Origin of the sequence: Pseudomonas sp. MD330_10 (assembly GCF_042610415.1) — a bacterium.
GTDB classification, from domain to species: Bacteria; Pseudomonadota; Gammaproteobacteria; order Pseudomonadales; family Pseudomonadaceae; genus Aquipseudomonas; species Aquipseudomonas rhodesiae.
In genome coordinates, this window is the sequence record NZ_JBHGZU010000003.1 from 98,010 (window position 1) to 117,841 (window position 19,832).

Sequence of the window (19,832 nt, forward strand, 5' to 3'; positions counted from 1 at the left end):
AGCATGGGCGTTATAAAAAACGGAGAACGCCCATGAAGATCATCATCGCCCCCGACTCGTTCAAGGACAGCCTGAGCGCCGCAGGCGTTGCCCAGGCGATTGTCGAGGGGTTGGCCCAGGTTTGGCCGGACGCGCAGATGATCCAGTGCCCGATGGCCGATGGTGGCGAAGGCACGGTGGACGCGGTGCTCGCCGCCTGCCACGGCGAGTTGCGCCGCCAGACCGTGCGCGGCCCGCTCGGCGCCCCGGTGGACGCACGCTGGGGCTGGTTGGCCGACAGCCACACCGCGATCATCGAAATGGCCGAAGCCAGCGGCTTGCAACTGCTGCCGCCGGACCAGCGCGACGCGTGCCGAACCACCACCTTCGGCACCGGTGAACTGATCCGCGCGGCGCTGGAGGCGGGGGCTCGGCGCATCATCCTGGCCATCGGCGGCAGCGCCACCAACGACGGTGGTGCAGGGGCGATGCAGGCATTGGGTGTGCAAATGTTCGATGCCGACGACCAGCCCCTTCCACCTGGCGGCTTGGCCTTGGCGCAATTGGCGCGCATCAACCTGGACAGCCTTGACCCCCGCGTGGCCGAGGTGCGTTTCGAGATTGCTGCCGACGTCAATAACTCCCTCTGCGGCCCCCACGGCGCCTCGGCGATTTTCGGCCCGCAAAAAGGAGCGAGCCCGCAGCAGGTGCAACAGCTCGATGCTGCCCTCGGCCATTTTGCCGACATCTGCGCCAGGGTGCTGCCTACCGATGTGCGCGACGAACCCGGTAGCGGCGCCGCTGGCGGCCTGGGCTTCGCTGCCAAGGCGTTTCTCGGCGCCCAGTTCCGCGCGGGGGTGGAGGTGGTTGCCGACTTGGTGGGCCTGGATGCCGCCGTGCGCGGTGCTGATCTGGTCATCACCGGCGAAGGCCGCTTCGACGCCCAGACCCTGCGCGGTAAAACCCCGTTCGGCGTGGCCCGCATCGCCCGGCAACACGGCGTACCGGTGATCGTCATCGCCGGCACCCTCGGTGAAGGCTACGAGCAGATGTACTCACACGGCGTCGACGCCGCCTTCGCCTTGCCCAGCGGGCCCATCAGCCTTGAGCAGGCGTGCAGCGAGGCACCGCGCTTGTTGCGCGAGCGGGCGGCGGATATTGCGCGGGTGTGGCGCGTGGCCGCCGGGCGCTGACGCCACAGGCCGAACATGGGACAATCCGCGCCTTTTCAGACACGGAGAGTCCCCATGTTGCGCCCCGTACTCCTGGCCCTGCTGGCCGGTTCCTCTGCCCAAGCCTTTGCACAACCCGCTAGCGAACGCGTGCCGCTGCTGCGGGACATCAAGGAGTGGGTGGTCGGTTGCGACAACCTGCGCAACTGCCACGCCCTCAGCGCACCGAGCGGAGCCAATGAAGAAGATTACAGCTCACTGACCTTGCATATCTGGCACAAGGCCGGCCCTCAGGGCTACTTGCGCCTGCGCTTCGACCATCGGGGGGAGACGGCGGACCTGTCGACCCTGCAACTGGACGGCCAGCCCCTGGGCAATGACTTGACCCAGGCATTGCAGGTGGAGTTGGACGACCAGGGCGGCGATCCCCATGTGCAATCCTTTGGCGTACTTGACGACGCCGCCGCGCGCCGATGGTTGCAACGCTTGCGCGATGGCCAGCGCTTGCAGCTGCCCGGCGATGCCGATGCCCACGTTTCCCTGAGTGGGTTGAGTGCATCGCTGTTGTTGATGGATGCGGTGCAAGGCCGGGTGGATAACGTCACCGCACTGGCACGACCCGGCAAAGGTGCGGCGAGTGCCGTGCCGGCGCGTTTGCCGACGCCGCTGCTGCGTCCATTCCCCGGTGCGCCGGCGTTGACCGCCGAGGAGCAGCAAGCTTTGGTGGCCGAGGCCCTCAAAGGTGAAACGGCGCAAGAAGACTCGCCGCCACCCGAAGCCAGTGCCGGTGCGTTGACTGCCTCGCAGGCCATGACCGTGTTGAGCTACGACTGCGCGGCCTACAACTGCGAATACGAGGTGGTGCGTCGCGCGCGCCAGGCACCATATGCCCAGACCGCGTTGCAACTGGAGTCGCTGCCTTTGGACGGCGCCGCGCTGCAAGGCTCGGTGGGCTACGACCCAGCCACCGGCACCCTGAGTTACTTCTACAAGCAACGCGGGCTCGGCGATTGCGGGGCCGGGGCGGTGTGGTTGTTTGACGGCAAGGCTTTCCAGCTCAGCGAGTTTCACATGATGTCGCGCTGCACCGGGGTGGCCTACGGCGACTGGCCTTCGTTGTGGACAACCGCTCCAGCGCCCTAGGCAGCGGACGGTCGGCGCCTCTACACTGGCCGACCACATGTCTTTCAAAGGATGAAACCCATGCACGCGCCTGAACCCCATATCGTCATCCAGCGCTTTACCGAGGCCCACCTTGACGGCGTCGCGGCGCTCTACAACGAGCCGGCGGTGTGCCGTCAGGTACTGCAGATGCCGTTCCAGTCGATTGAAGTGTGGCGCAAGCGTTTGGTGATGGACGACGAACGTCGCCTGCAACTGGTGGCATTGCACGGCGGCGAGGTGATTGGGCAGTTGGGGCTGCAACAGTACCTGCGCGTGCGCCAGGCCCATGTCGGCACCTTTGGCATGGGCGTGGCAACTGCCTGGCAGGGCAAGGGCGTCGGCTCGCGGCTGTTGAAGGCAGCCCTCGACGTGGCCGACAACTGGATGAACCTGCACCGCGTCGAGTTGACGGTATTTGCCGATAACCAGGCCGCGCAACGTCTGTACCGCTCGTTCGGTTTCGAGGTGGAAGGGGTGCTGCGCGACTACGCCCTGCGTGACGGCGTCTACGTCGACACCGTCAGCATGGCGCGTTTGCGTCCTTCGACTTAATCCTGCAAGGCAAACGCCACCGCGGCCTGCGCATGCAACGCGGTGGTGTCCAGCAGCGGCAGGTTGGTGTGTTCCGGCTTGATCAACAGGCCGATTTCCGTGCATCCGAGGATGATCGCCTGGGCACCACGGGCAGCCAACGACGCAATGATGCGCAGATAGGCGTCGCGCGAGGTGTCGCTGATGATCCCCACACACAACTCTTCATAGATGATGCGGTGCACGCTCTGGCGCTCCTCGGCCTCCGGCACCAGCACGTTCAAGCCATGCTCGGCCAGGCGCGCCTTGAGGAAATCCTGCTCCATGGTGAACGCCGTGCCCAGCAGGCCGACGTTGAGCGTGCCGGCCGCCAAGGCCGCCTGGCCAGCGGCGTCGGCGATATGCAGAAACGGAATCGAGATCGCCGCTTCGATACGCGGCGCCACCAAGTGCATGGTGTTGGTACACAGCACCACGCAGTCCGCGCCGCCGGCTTGCAGTCGTCGCGCCGCGTCTTCGAGGATCTGCGCCGCGTCGTCCCAGCGCCCATCGTGCTGCGCCTGCGCCACCGGGCCGAAATCCACGCTGTACATCAACACCTGCGCCGAGCGCAGCGAGCCGAGCTGGTCACGCACGCGCTGGTTGATGATGCGGTAGTACTCGGCGCTGGACTCCCAGCTCATGCCGCCGATAAGGCCGATGGTGCGCATGTGATGCTCCTGATAGGGGGGAGCTCCACCTTACTTACCGACGGTTGATTAGTCATACGCAGTTGCCCGCCAAATGACCGGTGCAGTTTTTGTCATCTCGGCTTGATCAGTCGAGTGGGCGCACCATTTCCCCAGGATTGGCTATACCTACAGCTCCGCCCTTCGATGATGACTGCCAGGGAGTTCAATGATGAAACTAAGGCTAATGGTCAGTACGTTGTGCGTGGCTTCGCTTGGGATTGCAGGCTGCGCCAGCCAGGTCACGCAACCGGATGAATATTCGGGCTTTCTTTCCAACTACAGCCAACTCAAGCAAGCCAAGTCACCGTCAGGCGTCGAAGTGATGCGCTGGGTCGATCCCCAACTGGACCTGAGTCGCTATAACGCGGTGTACATCGAACCGACCCAGTTCTATCCCAAACCCCAGGCCACCGCGAAAATCCCTGACAGCACCCTCAACGGCATTAACACCTACTACAACCAGGCGCTCAAGCGTGAGCTGGCAAAATCCTTGCCTTTGGCCAATGCCCCAGGCCCAGGCGTAATCGTGGTGCGCGCGGCCATCACTGCCGTCAGCAGCAAGACCGAAGGGCTTAAACCTTATGAGTTCATCCCGGTAGCACTGGTGGCGGCGGCGGTCAGTACCGGCACCGGCATTCGCGATCAAGAAACCACCCTCGGCACCGAGGCGCAGTTCCTCGACGGCGCCACGGGGAAAGTCCTGGCCCAAGTGGTGCGCAAAGGCACCGGCAAGCCCTTGGAGAACGACGCTCAGGTGATGAAAGCCGATGACGTGAAAAACGTGATCGACGGCTGGGCTTCAGACCTGCATCAGTCCTATGTGAAATTCAAAAAGCACTAAAACGCATTGCGTGCCGGCCGGTTGTAATAGCTGAGCAGGACGTCGTAGCGGCGGGTGACGAGGTCATAGTCGTCACTCAGCTGTTGCGGGGTGGCGTGGTTGAGCCAGTCTTGAAGCATGCCTTGCAGGGCAGCAAGGTAGGTATCGGCGGGGGTTCTGAGGGTGTACCAAAGGTGCAGCGTTTCTTCAGTGAGTTCTTTATCCGGCATCTGATCGACAAAGGCTGCGGCACTTTCTTGGGCACGCTGAACCGAAGCGGTCAACGCAGCCAGGGCTTGGGGTGTCAGGTCGGCAGCGCGTACCCCTTGGTCGATCCGATCGATCGACTGGCGCGACGCAATCATGTAATTGAGCAGGTGCCAATGCAGGTCTCGGCCCAGACGTGCTTCCAGTAAATCCAGCTGTAGGGGGCGCAAACGCAGCTCCTCACGCGTCAGATCGTCACGCAGAGCCGCGGATGCCGACAGGTAGCCGCCACCGTTACGGCTTAGTTCTGCTTTCAACTGGTCAAGCATGACGTTGCCAAATAATTGCTGCTGCGGCGTTTTCGCGCCGGGGGTTTGGTTGGGGCTGAGCAGCGTGCCGACGTCGCTGATTCTGCGAAGGGTCTGCAAGTACTGCTGCGTGGCCGTGATCAATGGGCTGCCGGGGGCCTGGCGTTCCAGCTGGAGGGTAATAGCAGGGGTGCATATCTGCTTTTGGATCAGGCGGGCTTGCGGCTCGGCGTTGTCGCCAAATTCTTCCCGAGGCAAGTTCGCGGCGCCGGAGCGCTCAGCCGTCCGGACTGAGGCGTCGACCTGAGTCAGCAAGTAGTAGGCCAGCCGAGTATCGCGGTCCACGCGGTTAACGCAATCGATGATCGGCGCAAGCGCGCCGGCCGTTGCAGTCTGGGGGCTGTCCAATTGGTTGAGCCACCACTGCACAATCTGCAGTTGTTTGCTGGCGCCGGCCAGGCTGAACAGGCACAGGATCAATACCACCCCGACGGGGTACAACATGATTGGCTTCATCACTCAGCCTCCTGACCGTACCACTGTGCCTGGGTCGCGGGGGCCTGGCAGGGTTGTGCTGTTCTCGGCATGCGGCTGCACACGCGCTCTGTCCACTGTTGCAGGCCTTGATTGCGGCCCACCTGATAATGACTGTCAAAGCTTTTGAGCGCTGCAAACATCATTGTCAGGAGCAAAGTGACAAGGCCCCATACACCGATGGTCTTGCGCGGATGGCGGGTGGACCATTCTTTGTAGCCCGTGCGGGCTTGACGCTTACCCGCACCGATCACGACCAGGGTCGCCACCATCACCAGGCCCGCAACCGCGCCGAATTGAACACTGATGGCCACGCTCATGATCGCCCCCGGCAACAGATCGCGCAGCGGCAATAACGGCAGGCGGGTAGGGCAGAGTCGCGTCGGTAGTCTGACGGCGAGGCTTTCATCCAGGACGCGGACCCGATGTACCAGCGGACGCCACACTTGCCAGGCCAGGGCGCCGCCCACGACATAGGCCATCGACCATACCAACGCGTGCCCCAGTGTGCTGACCAGGACTCCTGAAAACCACGGCGCCTGGAACAGTGCACCTGTCACACAGCCCAGCACTGTCGCCAGCGCCAGCGGCCAAGCGTCGACAGCCGCTTCCCACTCCTGCCAGAAATAAGCCGTACCGCCGGGCAGGGACAGCGCAACGTCGGGATGATCGGCTTTAATGCGCGCGGCCAGCGCTCGGCACGCCTCCCAGTCGGCCTCGCTCAAGCGCTGGGCGAATGCACGTCGCTGCCCCAGTGTCATCGGCGCCAACAGCAAACGAGCGGCGCGCTGTTGCGCAGTGTGCGGCGGCGCGACAGCCAGCGCACGCTGGTGGGCAATGAACGCCGGCCCTTGCTCACGCCGCAACAGGTGCTGCCATTCATCCTCGGGGCAGGGGTTTTCGCCACCGTGCGGCCAGCCCTGCCCGGCGCGGACGGCCTCGAACAACGCAGGCAACCAGAAGTAGCCGTCGCATAGCAACGTGGCAAGTGTCTGGTTGAACCATTGAGCGTGCGCCGGCTGGCGCAACCAGGCGTGCTCGTCACGCCGGGCGTACGCATCGAGGAAGTCCGTTTCATTACGTTGTGCAAGTGCCAGCGCCAATTGGCTGCGCAACGCCTGCCTGCATTGAGAGGCAAGGGCATCCAGCCATTGCGCTGGCAGCTCCAGGCGCTGCCAGGCACTGAGCCAGTGGAAGGTGTCAAACGCCCAGCGAAGCTCCTCATCGCTCACGGCGTCGTTGCTGATACAGCGTTGGAGCAGCGCCACTTCGAATGCCAGGCCGTTACCTTGGGCCAAGGCCTGCTGATAGCGCTGGGGCAGGGTGCCGTCCACCGGTTCTGGTGCAGCCATTTCGACCGCAACGGCGGCAGACGCGTCGTCCACGACCGATTCTTGCCAGCTCAGGGCCGCTTCATACGCTTCGCGCAGGCGCTGGAAACCCTCGGGATCATCATCCGGCCGGGTTTTCTTGAGCAGCGCCGCGTAGGTGCGCTTGATGGTGCGGCTATCGGCATCCGGGGGCAGATCAAGGACATCCCAGCAAGTCATGTGCGGTGCAGCTCCGTGAGGAATCGCGCGCACCTTACCCGTTTTAGCAGCCAATAAACCAGCGGTAGTACAGGTTGGCGCTGTCGGCCTGATATCGGAAAGTGACGTGCTCGGTCCGGACTCGCCGGAGCCGAGCTCGCGGTGTTACTTGAGCGGGGTCAACGGCGGCAGTTTCCATTGACCGCTGCCTACCTCAGGCTTGGGCAGGTAAATCCGCAGCACGGCGTAAAACGGACCGGGGGGAGCCGGCAACCAATTGCTCTGTTCGGCTTTGGGCGGTTCGTGATGTTGCAAGGCCAGGGTCAGGCCGCCATCGGCATCGCGCTTGAGGCTGGGCAACATGCTTGAATTGATCAAGTAGCGCTTCTTGTGGTTGGGCACCAGTTGCTGGGTCTTGGCGCTGTACATGGTCAGCGACCAGAACGCGTCCGCCGGTGGCAGTTGGTCCTTGTTGAAATGCAGTGTGTAGCTATGACGTGCCCCGTTCGCCGGTTTACCTTCGCTGTCGACGACATAACTCAGGTAGGCGGTTTCGTCGCTGGAGGTGCCGAAGATGCCCATGTTGGCACCAGCGTAGCGGTACAAGTAGTTGTTGTTGAGGTGATCACGACTGCCGTACAGGTCGCCGTTAGACACCTGGTGGGTGTCGATCTTGTCTTTTTTGAACGCGGCAAACTCGGCCTTGCCGTCGGCAATCCCTTCTTCCAGGGCCTTGCGTTGTTCGGCGCTGAGCTGGTTGAACTTGAAGGGCGCACCCGGGGCGACGCCAATCTTGGCAAAGCGCGCCAGCAGGTCTTTCTCGCTGTCCTGGGGGGCGGCGAACGCCAGCATGAAATTCAGGTAGCGGAACAGTTGCGGGCTGTCGCTCATAGTGGCGGTGGGTTTTGGCCACTGGACCTTTGGCACATTGGCCGGTGCGGCTTGCTTGACGTAGCTGCTCAGCGGCTGGACTTTATAGCCGCTCTGAATCTGCTTCACCTTGCCCAGGTCTTTCTCGTCGAACAACTGCGTGCGGTACAGCGCGTAAGCGATATTGCTCTCGCTATAGACCACGCGATCGATGTCCACCGGCTGCTGACCTTTCCAGTTTGGCCCGGCGATCATGTAGTGGCCGCCGTTGTTACCCGTGCTGCGCGTGCCCAGGTAGGCGAAGTTCTGCGTGTAGAGGTCGATCAACTGCACCGAGTAGTAACGATTGTCTTCAATCTTGGGCAGGGTCAGCACCAGCGGTTCGCGGCGCAGATCCATCCACACGAACGAGTAGGGCGTGTCGGCGTTTGGGCTGACGAACGCGGTGTCCTTGGGCGTGAACACCTGGGCGGTATTGCCGATGTGGTTGAACGGCGCCTTGAAGTTGGCGCCGCCCTTGTCGACGGCTTGGGTGTAGAGAGATTTGTACATTTCCACCACCGGAAAACCATACAGGTAGGCTTCCTTGGCGATGGCCCGCGCTTCACTCGGGGTGGCGGTGAAATCGGCCCAGGCGCCGCTGCTCAGGAGGATCGAGAGGCTCGCTAACAGCAGGCGCGTCGGTTTTCTGATCATGTTGTTGCGTCTCTTAGGGAACTGGGTGATGTCATTGAGTTTCCAGCTTTTATCGAAGTAGGCCTCGTGCGCGGGTGCGTACGGCAGGTAATCGCTGGCCGGCAGAGTTTGCACCCAGTTTCGCTGGAAGTCTTTTGGCCTGTACGACCGATTGATCGATGGGATAGTGTCTACGCGCCTATCGCCCTGCGCGATAAGAGCTAATGGCAGGCGTTGAAGGTACGGCGCAGGCGAGGAAATGAAGGCAGTCAGCCAATGATGGACTTGACCTTGTCACGCAGTTGATCGATGGAAAACGGTTTGCCAATCACATGCATGTCCGCCGGCGCGTCGATGTTTTCGGCATAGCCGCTGGCAAACAGGATCGGCAAGCCGGGCCGCAGTGCGCGTACTTTGGCTGCCAGTTCTTTGCCGTCCATGTCCGGCAGGCCCACATCGGTCATCATCAGCTGAATCAGCTGGCTTTCATCATTGACCATGCCCAGCGCCTCCGCTGCGTCGGCCGCCTCAATGACCGTGAACTCCAACTCTTCGAGGACATCGACGATCAACATGCGCACGATGTTGTCGTCTTCGACTACTAGGATGGTGGAGGAGGCTGCGGACATAGTGAGGTTTCCCGAAAATTGGAGGTGCAGGTCGTGTGAATGCAAAGACCATCCTCTAGTGAGTCGTGTCGATCGCAGCAAGTTCCCCTGGCGCGCGTATTGTGACGGGAGTCTGCGCGAATGTCTTGCCCGGATGATGCGCGGCAGCAAGTCGGCCCCGGCGCGCTGGGTGCAGCAACGTCGGGGCCGCAGGCACGGCTTATAGGACCGCAGTGGAGAGGCTCGATACGTCGACATTACCCGTACGGTCTGGGGTCAGGTCTGTGGGGGAGAATTGACTTATCTGATACTCGGGAACAGCGGAATCGCGCTTATAGGCGTCAAGTCGATAGGGCGATATACCCCTGTTCAACGTGCGCTCCAGACCATTCTTCATCGAATCGGGCGAATCAAACGTGACGTACCCATAGTTGGGATCGAAATAGAACCATTGCTTGCTCGCACCGTCGACCTTTACACCCGCGAGCAGCGCGTGGTGTTCCGATGCGACTCTAAGCGTGGTTGATTCGGTGGCATTGGCCAACTCCGAGATAATGGTGGTATAGGGCACACGCCGAGGCGTCTGGCCCATGTGATAAAGGGTTTCCGTGCCGGTGACCTTTTGTAGGGTCTCTATATTTTTGATAAAAGCGGCATTGCTTGGCACGTTCGGGTTAGCGGCGGCGGTGTAGAAATTGCTCAGCAGTGTGTGTTCTTTACCGGTGCCGATGGCAAGGGCCATGGCGTTGGAAATGCCTGCACATTCGCCCTCGGAGCCCATATTGACCAGGCTGAGATAGAAGTCCTGGGGCATCCGATGCAAATGCCCGCCTGCTGCGGCGATATCTTTTTCAAAGTACGCCAGGCGGTGGAAAGATTCCGCGATAGCTTTTTGCTTGATGGCTTTGGCCAATGTGCCCATGTCTTCGGGAGAGAAACAGTACTGCGACAGGCGCTGCAGATCGGGAATGTTCAGGTTGGGTGAATAACCGGGAATATCACTCGGATTGCCGTAGTCGAAACCTTGGTCAAAGGCTGCACGGTTTTCCTTACGCATGCCGTGGTTATATTTGGCGATAAAGTTCTTATGCTCCTCCTTGGTCAGGCGGGTGACAGCGCTTTGAGCGTTTTCAGGCTGGAGCAGGTTGTAAATGCGGTCGAAAAAGCCGTGGAGCGGCGTATCTCGGGTTGGCGGCACCGCAGGTTTGAAGTCCGCCAAGGCGGGGCCGTACGGCTGTTGCCGGGCAACGTCGTAGGCATGCCATTGGTTGTTGTGCAGCACCGCGGTGGTCTCCACGGTTCGGTCCGCGAGGGTGAACGTACCCGCCGATAGCGTGGCGTAGCCTTTGTTGGCCCGGACCAAGTCATACGCGCCCGTTGCGCCGCGCAGGGCATTGACCCCTTGGGTGACCAGGGACACCCCTGTGTTAGCCACGGCACGTGTGCCTTTGGCAATCGTTCGCCCTACCGCCTGCGTAACCCGTGCAGCCCCGACCAGTAAGTCGCCGGCCCCGCTCACGGGGTTGAAGGCGCCGATGGCGGCGGCACCGATCACCTTCGCCGTGTTGAGGGCTTTGACCGTCGTCGACGCCGAACTCTTGACGGCCTTGGCCACTTTGCCCGCCGTTCCCACTCCAGCGGTCACGAAACTGAACATGTCCAGTGCCAGGTCCGTGGCGCCATCGGCATAGTTGCCATTCTGAAAGTTGACGATAGCGGACCTGAGCGGCACCAGGTTCAAGAAAAAATCCGCGAGCTTCCATTCCACCTCATTTTGCTTGTCCAGAGGGGTGACCCCCTTGGCTTGCTTGACCACCTGTGCATTGTCGATATCGAGGTGTTCCACAAACGCATCGGCAATCGACTGAGTGCGCGCCGAGGTAAAGGTGGCTGGTGCCAGCGTGCCATCCGCGGGCTTGAGCGCAAAATCGCCGGCTGCGACGCTCTTGGGCACGAACGCCTCAATTTTTTCTTCGTGATTGGCGTTGCGCTCCCGGCGCCGGGTCAGTTCGCTCTCGGGCACCTTATTGATCGTGCCGCGCTTACTATCCACTTCATACACCGTCACGCCGTCCGCGCCGGTGGCCTTGATCAACAGCTTTTGATCCGTGTGGTGCAGGGTGCGGGAGGTAAAATCCAATCCCAGTTCATAGGTTTTCTTCTGGAAGAACTCCAGCTTGCCGTGCTCCAGATTCTGGCGGTCGGCGGGCGGCAACTGGGAGACAAGCTGTTTGACCAGCGTCCCCAAGCCCTGCTTGTGTGAATCGATGGTCTGTTTGAATTGCTCGTTGAACGCCTTGTTCACGCCCAGCGCGAGCGGCGCGTTGACCGCTGCGATAGGAATGCGCGGGTCGGTGGTTTTCCAGGTGTAATCGCGCAGCTCCATCATGGCGATGTCGAGCAGCGAGTACCGCCCGGCCGGTCGTCGATTCGGGTCATAGAGCGGCCCCTGATAGGGGGTGCTGGTATCGTCTACGCTCAGCAGTTTTTCTTCGAACGGTACGTTATCGCCAAAGGCCTCGCGCAGCTTTTGCAACGCGATCTGTTTGCGGCTGGGCAGCTCGCTACTCAGTTGGGCCGAGGCGTTGAGTCGTTCGGATTGCTGGGCGTTATAGGCGCTTCTGGCGCTGTCCAGCTCATCAGCGGTGTAACTGTCGTTCTCGCGCTTGGGCAACATACCGTTGACCACCGACCAGTCCACTAAAGCCCCTCTCTGCGCACCTTCGGGGGCCAACGCGCCGGACCCTTTTGCTGCCTGCATGACTTGCGCAAACGTCATATTGGCTACCGTCCCCGGGGCTTGCGCCTCCACTGCCGCTGCGGCGATACAGAAACTGGCCCAGGCCTGGCTGCCATAGGTGAGCGCGGCCGGTATCTCTTTGACGAGCAGTTGAGGCGCCACCCGCGCCAGTAGCAAGTGCGCGGCGAACCTCGCTGTTGCATGGGTGGCGCGACCTTCCTTGACCAAGTGCAGGCTGAGCCCGTTGACGATATCGGACGGCGCCTTGCCCCAGTGCTGCTCACTGGCCAGATCGAATCCGGCCACATGGTTGCGATGGGGGACGAACATCGAGTCCAGGTCCAGGCCCATGTTGATGGCCGCGAGCACGTAGTCATTGACGCTGCCAGGGGTGTCAGCGCCACCCAATTCGGTTTGGATCGCCTGGCCAAGCGCCTGGGCGCGAGGGGATGCCACCAGTTTTGCCAGGGCGTTGGGCGGGTCTCGTAGCTCGGCGTCGGACAACGGGGTCTGTTCGAGCAGATAACCAAGGGCACCTTTGCGCGCATCCTCCAGCGGCAGACCGGGCAGACCTGCGGTATTTTTGTCCACCAGCGTGCCGATTTTGCTCTGGTCGGCAACGCTCAAGGGGATCGGCCAGGACAGCCCACCGCCGAAATTGCCCAGGGGCGACTGCAGTGCCCGCTGGGCCACTGCCTCGGCCAAGTACACAACGTAGTGGCGGCGGGTAGGCTGCGCCAGGCGTTGTTCGTTGATAAACGCGTCAAGGTTCACGGTGGTAGCAGTGCCAGAGGCCCGGTGGCGCGGCATCGACCGCGCTTTTAACGCGGCAGCCACGGCCTGTTCATCGGCGTCCGCCGGCAGTTCCTTGACCAGGCTGAAGAGCGCCTGTGCCAATTCGTGCCAGTTACGCTGGTCGGCCAGGGCCTGTTGCAGGCTCTGCGTGCCGGAAGAGGAGGACTGTTCAGGCTTTGCAAGAGCCTGAGCCGTGCTCGCGCCCGACGGTAATCGGGAAACCGATGCCAATGGTGGATTTACCAGGACAGAGGGAGTGGGCAAACGTGGGGTGTTGACTGCATTCATCGCGGGCTACCTGTTGGTCATGGTTGGAAGTGCCTTGTTGACGAACATCCCTGTACCCGAGGCGTGTCATTAGGTGTCCGTTGCAGACAAGAGCGTTCCGCAGAACCGTTTGCCCAAGTTGTCAGCCTATATGTAGATAAATACGAGCAAACATCGCGCGGCGAGGGCGCTAAAGGTGGCTAACCGCCAGGTTTTGTTCCGCTCGTTGCGTCAGAAACATAGCCCTCACTGCCACGTTTGGGGCAAACTCCCCGTTTTTCCGTATTTGGCCAAGGCATGCCCATGACTCCCGCTTCGTCCGTCGATGAAAAGAGCTTTCGTACCCTCCTGAGCCGAAACGTGGCATTGCCCCTGGGTGTGGGCGTGCTCAGCGCGGTGTTTTTCGTGTGCCTGATCACCTATTTGCTGTCGGTGATTCAGTGGGTGGAGCACACCGATCGGGTCATCAACAACCTCAATGAGACGTCAAAGCTGACAGTCGATCAGGAAACCGGCATGCGCGGTTTCCTGATCACCGGCGACGAGCACTTCCTCGATCCGTACGAGGTGGCCAAACCGCGGATCATGTCCGACCTGCGTAACCTGCAGGAACTGGTTGCCGATAACCCGCAACAGGTCGACCGCCTCAAGCGTCTGGAGGCGCTGCAACTGGAGTGGAACAAGTACGCCCAGACGATGATTGATATGCAGCGCCAGAGCGGCGACTACCGCAGCGCCGTCAAGGCCGGACGTGGCAAGCGCCTGACCGATGAGATCCGCAAGGAGTACGACGAAGCGGTGGCAATGGAGCAGCAGTTCCGGATCACCCGCAATGCCGACGTGACCCGTACCACAGTGATCAGCGTCGGCCTGTACCTGGTATTCGTACTGGGTTTGAGCGGTTTTCTTGCCTATGTCGGGCGTAAAAATCTAGTAGCTCTTTCAGAGAGTTACAGCGCAAACCTCGCGTCACAGCAGAAGATTGCTCGGCGTTTGGAGCAGCAAGCGTGGCTGCGTAATGGCCAGACCGAACTGGCCGAGCAGGTGCTGGGGCAACTGACCCTGAACATGCTGGGACGCAATATCCTGCAGTTTTTTGCCCAATACATGGGCTCGGTGGTCGGCGCACTGTATGTGCGCGAAGAACATGGCGGCCTCAAGCGCATCGCCACCTACGGTTTCTCCCGCGAGCAGGAGCAGCAGGAGCAAGCGATCTACAGCGACGAAGGCATTGTCGGCCAGGCCGCGCAGTTGGACCGCCTGATCCGCCTGGACGATGTGCCGGTGGATTACTTCAAAGTCAGCTCGGGCCTGGGCGAAGGCGCTACCCGCAGCGTGCTGGTAATGCCCACCAGTGATGATGATCGCATCAACGGCGTAATCGAACTGGGCTTCCTGCGCCCGCTACAGGAGCGCGATACGGAATTGATGGAGCTGATCGCCGGCAATATCGGCACGTCCATCGAGGCCGCGCGCTATCGCCAGCGTTTGCAGGAGGTGCTGGCCGAAACCCAGCAGCTCAACGAGGAGCTGCAAGTCCAGCAGGAAGAGCTCAAGACCGCCAACGAAGAGCTGGAAGAACAGTCGCGCATCCTCAAGGAGTCTCAGGTTCATCTGGAGACCCAACAAGCCGAACTGGAGCAGACCAACGAGCAGTTGGCCGAGCAGACCCAGACCCTGGCTGAGCAGCGCGACGCCATGGATCGCAAGAATATCGAGCTGAACCAGGCCCAACTGGAGCTGGAGGACCGCGCCGAAGAGTTGCAGCGTTCAAGCAAATACAAGTCCGAATTCCTCGCCAACATGTCCCACGAGCTGCGTACGCCACTCAATAGTTCACTGATCCTGGCCAAATTGCTGGCGGAAAACCCCCAGGAAAACCTCAGTGCCGAGCAGGTCAAGTTTGCCGAGTCGATCTACTCGGCGGGCAACGATCTGCTTAACCTGATCAACGACATCCTGGATATTTCCAAGGTCGAAGCCGGCAAGCTCGAAGTACGCCCGGAAAATTCCAGCGTGGCACGTCTGGTGGACGGTCTGCGGGGGATGTTCGAACCGCTGGCGTCCGATCGCAAGCTGGGTTTCCAGGTGGAGGTGCAAGAGGGGGCGCCGGCCATGCTGTTCACCGACCGCCAGCGTCTGGAGCAGATCCTCAAGAATCTGCTGTCCAACGCGATCAAGTTCACCGAGCAGGGCCAGGTGAGCCTGTCGGTGTCCGGCGCGGCCGAAGGCGGGATTGTATTCACGGTGCGCGATTCCGGGATCGGCATCGCCCCGGACCAGCAAGAGAGCATCTTCGAAGCCTTCCGCCAGGCCGACGGCACCACCAACCGCCGTTACGGCGGCACGGGCTTGGGCCTGTCGATTTCCCGCGACCTGGCCACCTTGCTCGGTGGTTCGATCCACGTCACCAGCGAACCGGGCAAGGGCAGTGTGTTTACCCTGACGTTGCCGGAACAGTACGTCGAGCACGAGGAACAGCCCCAGGCCATCGAACCGCCGCGCCCAGTGGTTGCAGCACCTGCGCCGGTCCCGGTCAAGGTCTCGCCCTTACCGGTGGCCGATGCCGAGCAGATCCCGCGCTTTGCCGACGACCGCGACAAGGCCCCGTTCACCACGCGCTGCATCCTGGTGGTGGAAGACGAGCCGAACTTTGCCCGCATCCTGTTCGACCTGGCCCATGAGCTGGGCTACCAATGTCTGGTCGCCCACGGCGCCGACGAAGGCTACAACCTGGCCGAGCAATACATCCCCGACGCGATCCTGCTCGACATGCGCCTGCCGGACCATTCCGGGTTGACCGTGCTGCAACGCCTGAAGGAACACGCCAGCACCCGGCACATCCCGGTGCATGTGATTTCCGTGGAAGACCGGGTCGAGGCCGCCATGCACATGGGCGCCATCGGCTACGCAGTCAAGCCCACCACCCGTGAAGAACTCAAGGACGTGTTCGCGCGCCTGGAAGCCAAGCTGACGCAAAAGGTCAAACGCGTGCTGCTGGTGGAGGACGACGACCTGCAACGCGACAGCATTGCCCGCCTGATCGGCGACGATGACATCGAGATCACCGCCGTAGGCTTTGCCCAGGAAGCTCTCGAACTGCTGCGCAGCAACGTCTATGACTGCATGATCATCGACCTCAAGCTCCCGGACATGCTCGGCAACGAGCTGCTCAAACGCATGGCCACCGAGGACATCTGCTCGTTCCCGCCGGTGATCGTCTACACCGGGCGCAACCTGACTCGCGATGAAGAAGCCGAACTGCGCAAATACTCGCGCTCGATCATCATCAAGGGCGCCCGCTCCCCAGAGCGGCTGCTGGACGAAGTCACACTCTTTCTGCACAAAGTCGAATCCCAGCTGTCCCATGAACGCCAGAAGATGCTCAAGACCGCCCGCAGCCGCGACAAGGTGTTCGAAGGGCGCAAAATCCTGTTGGTAGACGACGATGTACGCAACATCTTCGCCCTGACCAGCGCCTTGGAGCACAAAGGCGCGGTGGTGGTGATCGGGCGTAACGGCCGTGAAGCCATCGACCGCCTCAATGAGGTCGAGGACATCGACTTGGTGCTGATGGACGTGATGATGCCGGAGATGGACGGCTACGAGGCCACGGCGCTGATCCGCCAGGACCCGCGCTGGAAGAAGCTGCCGATCATCGCTGTGACTGCCAAGGCCATGAAAGACGACCAGGAGCGCTGCCTCGCGGCCGGCTCCAATGATTACCTGGCCAAACCGATCGACTTGGATCGTCTGTTCTCGTTGATTCGCGTATGGCTGCCGAAGATGGAACGCATTTAAGTGGAGCGAAGTTTTTTGGAAAAAAGCAGCGATATTGAGCTGCGCCTGCTGATCGAGGCGATTTACCTCAAGTACAGCTACGACTTTCGCGACTATTCCGGGGCGTCGGTCAAACGTCGCGTGGCCCATGCCATGCGCCAGTTCGACTGCGCCACCATTTCCGCGCTGCAGGAGCGGGTGTTGCATGACCCGGCGGCGTTCATGCAGTTATTGCAGTTCCTGACGATCCCGGTGAGCGAGATGTTCCGCGACCCGTCGCACTTTCTGGCGATCCGCCAGGAAGTGGTACCGCTGCTCAAGACCTATCCGTCGATCAAGATCTGGATCGCCGGTTGCAGCACGGGGGAGGAGGTCTACTCCATGGCCATCCTGCTGCGCGAAGAGGGCTTGCTGGAGCGTACGATCATCTACGCCACCGATATCAACCCAGCGTCCTTGGACAAAGCCAAACAGGGCATTTTTTCCCTGGAGAACGTGCGGGCCTACACCACCAATTATCAGCAGGCAGGCGGGCAACGTTCGTTTGCCGACTACTACACGGCGGCATACGATTACGCGATATTCGACAAGACATTGCGGGAAAACGTGACGTTCGCCGACCACAGCCTGGCCACCGACAGTGTCTTCTCAGAAACTCAATTAATTTCTTGTCGTAACGTATTGATTTATTTCAATAAAAAGTTGCAAGACCGAGCGTTCGGATTGTTTCATGAGTCGCTATGCCATCGCGGTTTCCTGGTGCTGGGCAGCAAGGAAACCCTGGATTTCTCCGGCTATAACAAACACTTCGAACCCTTGGTCAAGCAGGAACGGATCTACCGCAAATCATGAACGACGCTGCAGCCAGCCCGATTCGCGGGATTGAAGCCATCGTCGTCGGCGCGTCCGCCGGCGGCGTCGAAGCGTTGTTGGGTATTTTCAGCGAACTGCCTAACGGCTTCGGCTTGCCCATCATCGCGGTGCTGCACTTACCGGATGAACGCCGCAGCCAATTGGCCGAAGTGTTCGCCAGGCGCCTGCGCATTCCGGTGCGCGAAGCCCAGGACAAGCAATCCATCGAGCCCGGTACCTTGTACTTCGCCGGCCCCGGCTATCACTTGTCGGTGGAGCAGGATCGCAGCCTGTCCCTGAGCCAGGAAGAGCGTGTACATCACTCGCGTCCGTCCATCGATTTTCTGTTCACCTCGGCGGCGGATGCTTACGGCCCCGGGCTGCTGGCGATCCTGCTGACCGGCGCCAACCAGGACGGCGCAAGGGGACTGGCCTACGTAAAACAGCAACACGGCACCACTGTTGTACAGGACCCAGCGGAAGCACGCGTGGACGTTATGCCCCGTGCAGCCCTGGCGTTGCAGACACCTGACCATATTCTGACTTTGAGCCGGATAGGCTCATTGCTGGTTTTGCTGGAATCTTCCCCATGTTAAGTACTGTCCAGGCCAAACTGCTGATCGTCGACGATCTGCCGGAAAACCTGCTGGCCCTCGAAGCGCTAATCAAGCGCGAGGATCGCCAGGTTTTCAAGGCATTGAGCGCCGACGAAGCGTTGTCCCTGTTGCTGGAGCATGAGTTCGCCATGGCGATTCTCGATGTGCAGATGCCCGGCATGAATGGTTTTGAGTTGGCCGAGCTGATGCGCGGCACCGAGAAGACCAAGAACATCCCCATCGTATTTGTTAGCGCCGCTGGCCGAGAACTCAACTACGCATTCAAGGGCTATGAAAGTGGCGCGGTGGATTTCTTGCACAAGCCGCTGGATATCCATGCGGTCAAGAGCAAGGTCAATGTGTTTGTCGACCTGTATCGCCAGAGTAAGGCGATGAAATTGCAGGTCGAAGAGCTGGAGCGCAGCCGCCGCGAACAGGAACTGCTGCTCAACCGCTTGCAGGCCACTCAGGCCGAGCTGGAGCAGGCGGTGCGCATGCGCGATGACTTTATGTCGATCGTCGCCCATGAAGTACGCACGCCCCTCAACGGCCTGATCCTGGAAACCCAGCTGCGCAAGATGCACCTGGCGCGAGACAACGCCGCAGCGTTCACTCTGGACAAGATGCACGCCATGGTCGATCGCGATGAGCGCCAGATCCGCAGCCTGATCCGTCTGATCGAAGACATGCTCGATGTGTCGCGTATCCGTACCGGCAAACTGTCAATTCGCCCGGCGCGCTTCGACCTGGCGCAACTGGTCAGCAACTTGGTGGAGAACTTCGCTCCGCAAGTCGCCGCCGCTGAGTCGTCCATGCAGTTATCGGCCGAAGGTCCTGTAGTGGGGCATTGGGACGAGTTCCGAATCGAGCAGGTGGTGACCAACCTGCTGACCAACGCACTGCGCTACGGCGCCAAGAGCCCGGTGGACGTGCGGGTGTACAGCGAACACGGCGAGGCGCGGGTCGAAGTGCGCGACCGTGGTATCGGCATCAGCGAGGAAAACCAGAAGCGCATTTTCCAACAGTTCGAGCGTGTATCGGCCAGTCAGGTTGCAGCAGGATTGGGCTTGGGGCTGTTTATTTCCGAGCAGATCGTCGCGGCCCACGGCGGCACCATCGAAGTCGAGAGCCGGATAGGCGAGGGCGCTCTGTTTCGCGTGTGTTTGCCCCTTGAACCGGCGGCGTGAACTCAATCGTCGCCTCGACGCAACCTTCTACGTGACCCTATGGTCGTAGTTGCAGCAATTGACCGGACAAAGGCTTCCCATGAGTGAAGATGCACAAGATGTCGTACTGATCGTCGAAGACGACGAGTCCATTATGTTTGTGTTGGGTGAATACCTGGCGGGCCTGGGTTACCGGGTATTGAAGGCGATCAACGGCGAACAGGCTTTCGAAATCCTCGCCACCAAACCCCATCTGGACCTGATGGTGACTGACTATCGACTGCCGGGTGGCATCTCTGGCGTGCAGATCGCCGAGCCTGCAATCAAGTTGCGCCCGGAACTCAAGGTCATTTTCATCAGCGGTTACCCGCAGGAAATTCTCGACTGCGACAGCCCGATCACGCGCAATGCGCCGATCTTGGCCAAGCCGTTTGATCTGGATACGCTGCAAGAGCATATCCAGCGTTTGTTGGCCTGAGCAAAGTCGCTTGGGCGTAATTCAGGCTCT

At 60.9% G+C, this 19,832-nt stretch carries 15 protein-coding genes; 9 read left to right on the forward strand and 6 right to left on the reverse strand.

The genetic code is table 11. From position 1 onward, the window contains the following. The first annotated feature begins 32 nt into the window (after positions 1–32). Genes ACFZPT_RS05895 through ACFZPT_RS05905 form a run of 3 tightly spaced genes read left to right on the forward strand, consistent with a single transcriptional unit; the run spans position 33 to position 2,867 of the window. Complete coding sequence (locus tag ACFZPT_RS05895; RefSeq protein ID WP_034113766.1) at positions 33–1,172, forward strand: glycerate kinase; 1,140 nt, start codon at positions 33–35, stop codon at positions 1,170–1,172. A gap of 54 nt (positions 1,173–1,226) precedes the next feature. Then, the gene (locus ACFZPT_RS05900) at positions 1,227–2,294 is read left to right on the forward strand and encodes a DUF1176 domain-containing protein (RefSeq protein ID WP_034113765.1); all 1,068 of its coding nucleotides are present in this window, start codon (positions 1,227–1,229) and stop codon (positions 2,292–2,294) included. Positions 2,295–2,354: 60 nt separating this feature from the next. Next, complete coding sequence (locus ACFZPT_RS05905) at positions 2,355–2,867, forward strand: GNAT family N-acetyltransferase (RefSeq protein ID WP_034097965.1); 513 nt, start codon at positions 2,355–2,357, stop codon at positions 2,865–2,867. Here ACFZPT_RS05905 and ACFZPT_RS05910 read toward each other — a convergent pair. Then, entirely contained in the window at positions 2,864–3,556 is a 693-nt protein-coding gene (locus ACFZPT_RS05910) for an aspartate/glutamate racemase family protein (protein WP_034113763.1), read from the reverse strand. The genes ACFZPT_RS05905 and ACFZPT_RS05910 overlap by 4 nt on opposite strands. 190 nt (positions 3,557–3,746) lie before the next feature. Here ACFZPT_RS05910 and ACFZPT_RS05915 point away from each other — a divergent pair, with 190 nt between their 5' ends. Beyond that, a complete protein-coding gene (locus ACFZPT_RS05915) occupies positions 3,747–4,418 on the forward strand; it encodes a DUF3313 domain-containing protein (protein WP_034113762.1) in 672 nt (223 codons plus the stop codon). Here ACFZPT_RS05915 and ACFZPT_RS05920 read toward each other — a convergent pair. The 5 genes from ACFZPT_RS05920 to ACFZPT_RS05940 form a co-directional block, all read right to left on the reverse strand. Next, positions 4,415–5,428 (reverse strand): DUF3829 domain-containing protein, encoded by a 1,014-nt coding sequence (locus ACFZPT_RS05920; protein WP_034097961.1) that lies wholly within the window; start codon positions 5,426–5,428, stop codon positions 4,415–4,417. The two genes, ACFZPT_RS05915 and ACFZPT_RS05920, sit on opposite strands and share 4 nt — an antisense overlap. After that, positions 5,428–6,996, reverse strand: coding sequence for a J domain-containing protein (locus ACFZPT_RS05925; RefSeq protein WP_034113760.1), 1,569 nt, complete (start codon positions 6,994–6,996; stop codon positions 5,428–5,430). The genes ACFZPT_RS05920 and ACFZPT_RS05925 overlap by 1 nt, the downstream gene beginning before the upstream one ends. Before the next feature lie 144 nt (positions 6,997–7,140). Then, positions 7,141–8,541, reverse strand: a complete 1,401-nt coding sequence (locus tag ACFZPT_RS05930; RefSeq protein WP_034114310.1) for a DUF1254 domain-containing protein — start codon at positions 8,539–8,541, stop codon at positions 7,141–7,143. 248 nt (positions 8,542–8,789) lie between these two features. Continuing rightward, a complete protein-coding gene (locus tag ACFZPT_RS05935; RefSeq protein WP_034097955.1) occupies positions 8,790–9,149 on the reverse strand; it encodes a response regulator in 360 nt (119 codons plus the stop codon). Positions 9,150–9,348: 199 nt separating this feature from the next. After that, a complete protein-coding gene (locus ACFZPT_RS05940) occupies positions 9,349–12,951 on the reverse strand; it encodes a hypothetical protein (protein WP_143506401.1) in 3,603 nt (1,200 codons plus the stop codon). A 282-nt stretch (positions 12,952–13,233) separates the two neighbouring features. On the opposite strand from ACFZPT_RS05940, the gene ACFZPT_RS05945 reads away from it, so the two are divergent. The 5 genes from ACFZPT_RS05945 (at position 13,234) to ACFZPT_RS05965 (ending at position 19,802) form a co-directional block, all read left to right on the forward strand. Continuing rightward, entirely contained in the window at positions 13,234–16,731 is a 3,498-nt protein-coding gene (locus ACFZPT_RS05945) for a response regulator (protein ID WP_034113758.1), read from the forward strand. Continuing rightward, complete coding sequence (locus tag ACFZPT_RS05950) at positions 16,732–17,562, forward strand: protein-glutamate O-methyltransferase CheR (RefSeq protein WP_371263992.1); 831 nt, start codon at positions 16,732–16,734, stop codon at positions 17,560–17,562. After that, the gene (locus ACFZPT_RS05955) at positions 17,559–18,158 is read left to right on the forward strand and encodes a chemotaxis protein CheB (protein ID WP_034113756.1); all 600 of its coding nucleotides are present in this window, start codon (positions 17,559–17,561) and stop codon (positions 18,156–18,158) included. Before ACFZPT_RS05950 ends, ACFZPT_RS05955 begins: the two co-directional genes overlap by 4 nt. Beyond that, entirely contained in the window at positions 18,152–19,345 is a 1,194-nt protein-coding gene (locus ACFZPT_RS05960; protein ID WP_034113754.1) for a hybrid sensor histidine kinase/response regulator, read from the forward strand. The genes ACFZPT_RS05955 and ACFZPT_RS05960 overlap by 7 nt, the downstream gene beginning before the upstream one ends. Positions 19,346–19,424: 79 nt before the next feature. Next, positions 19,425–19,802, forward strand: coding sequence for a response regulator (locus ACFZPT_RS05965; protein WP_034097949.1), 378 nt, complete (start codon positions 19,425–19,427; stop codon positions 19,800–19,802). The last annotated feature ends 30 nt before the right edge of the window (positions 19,803–19,832 follow it).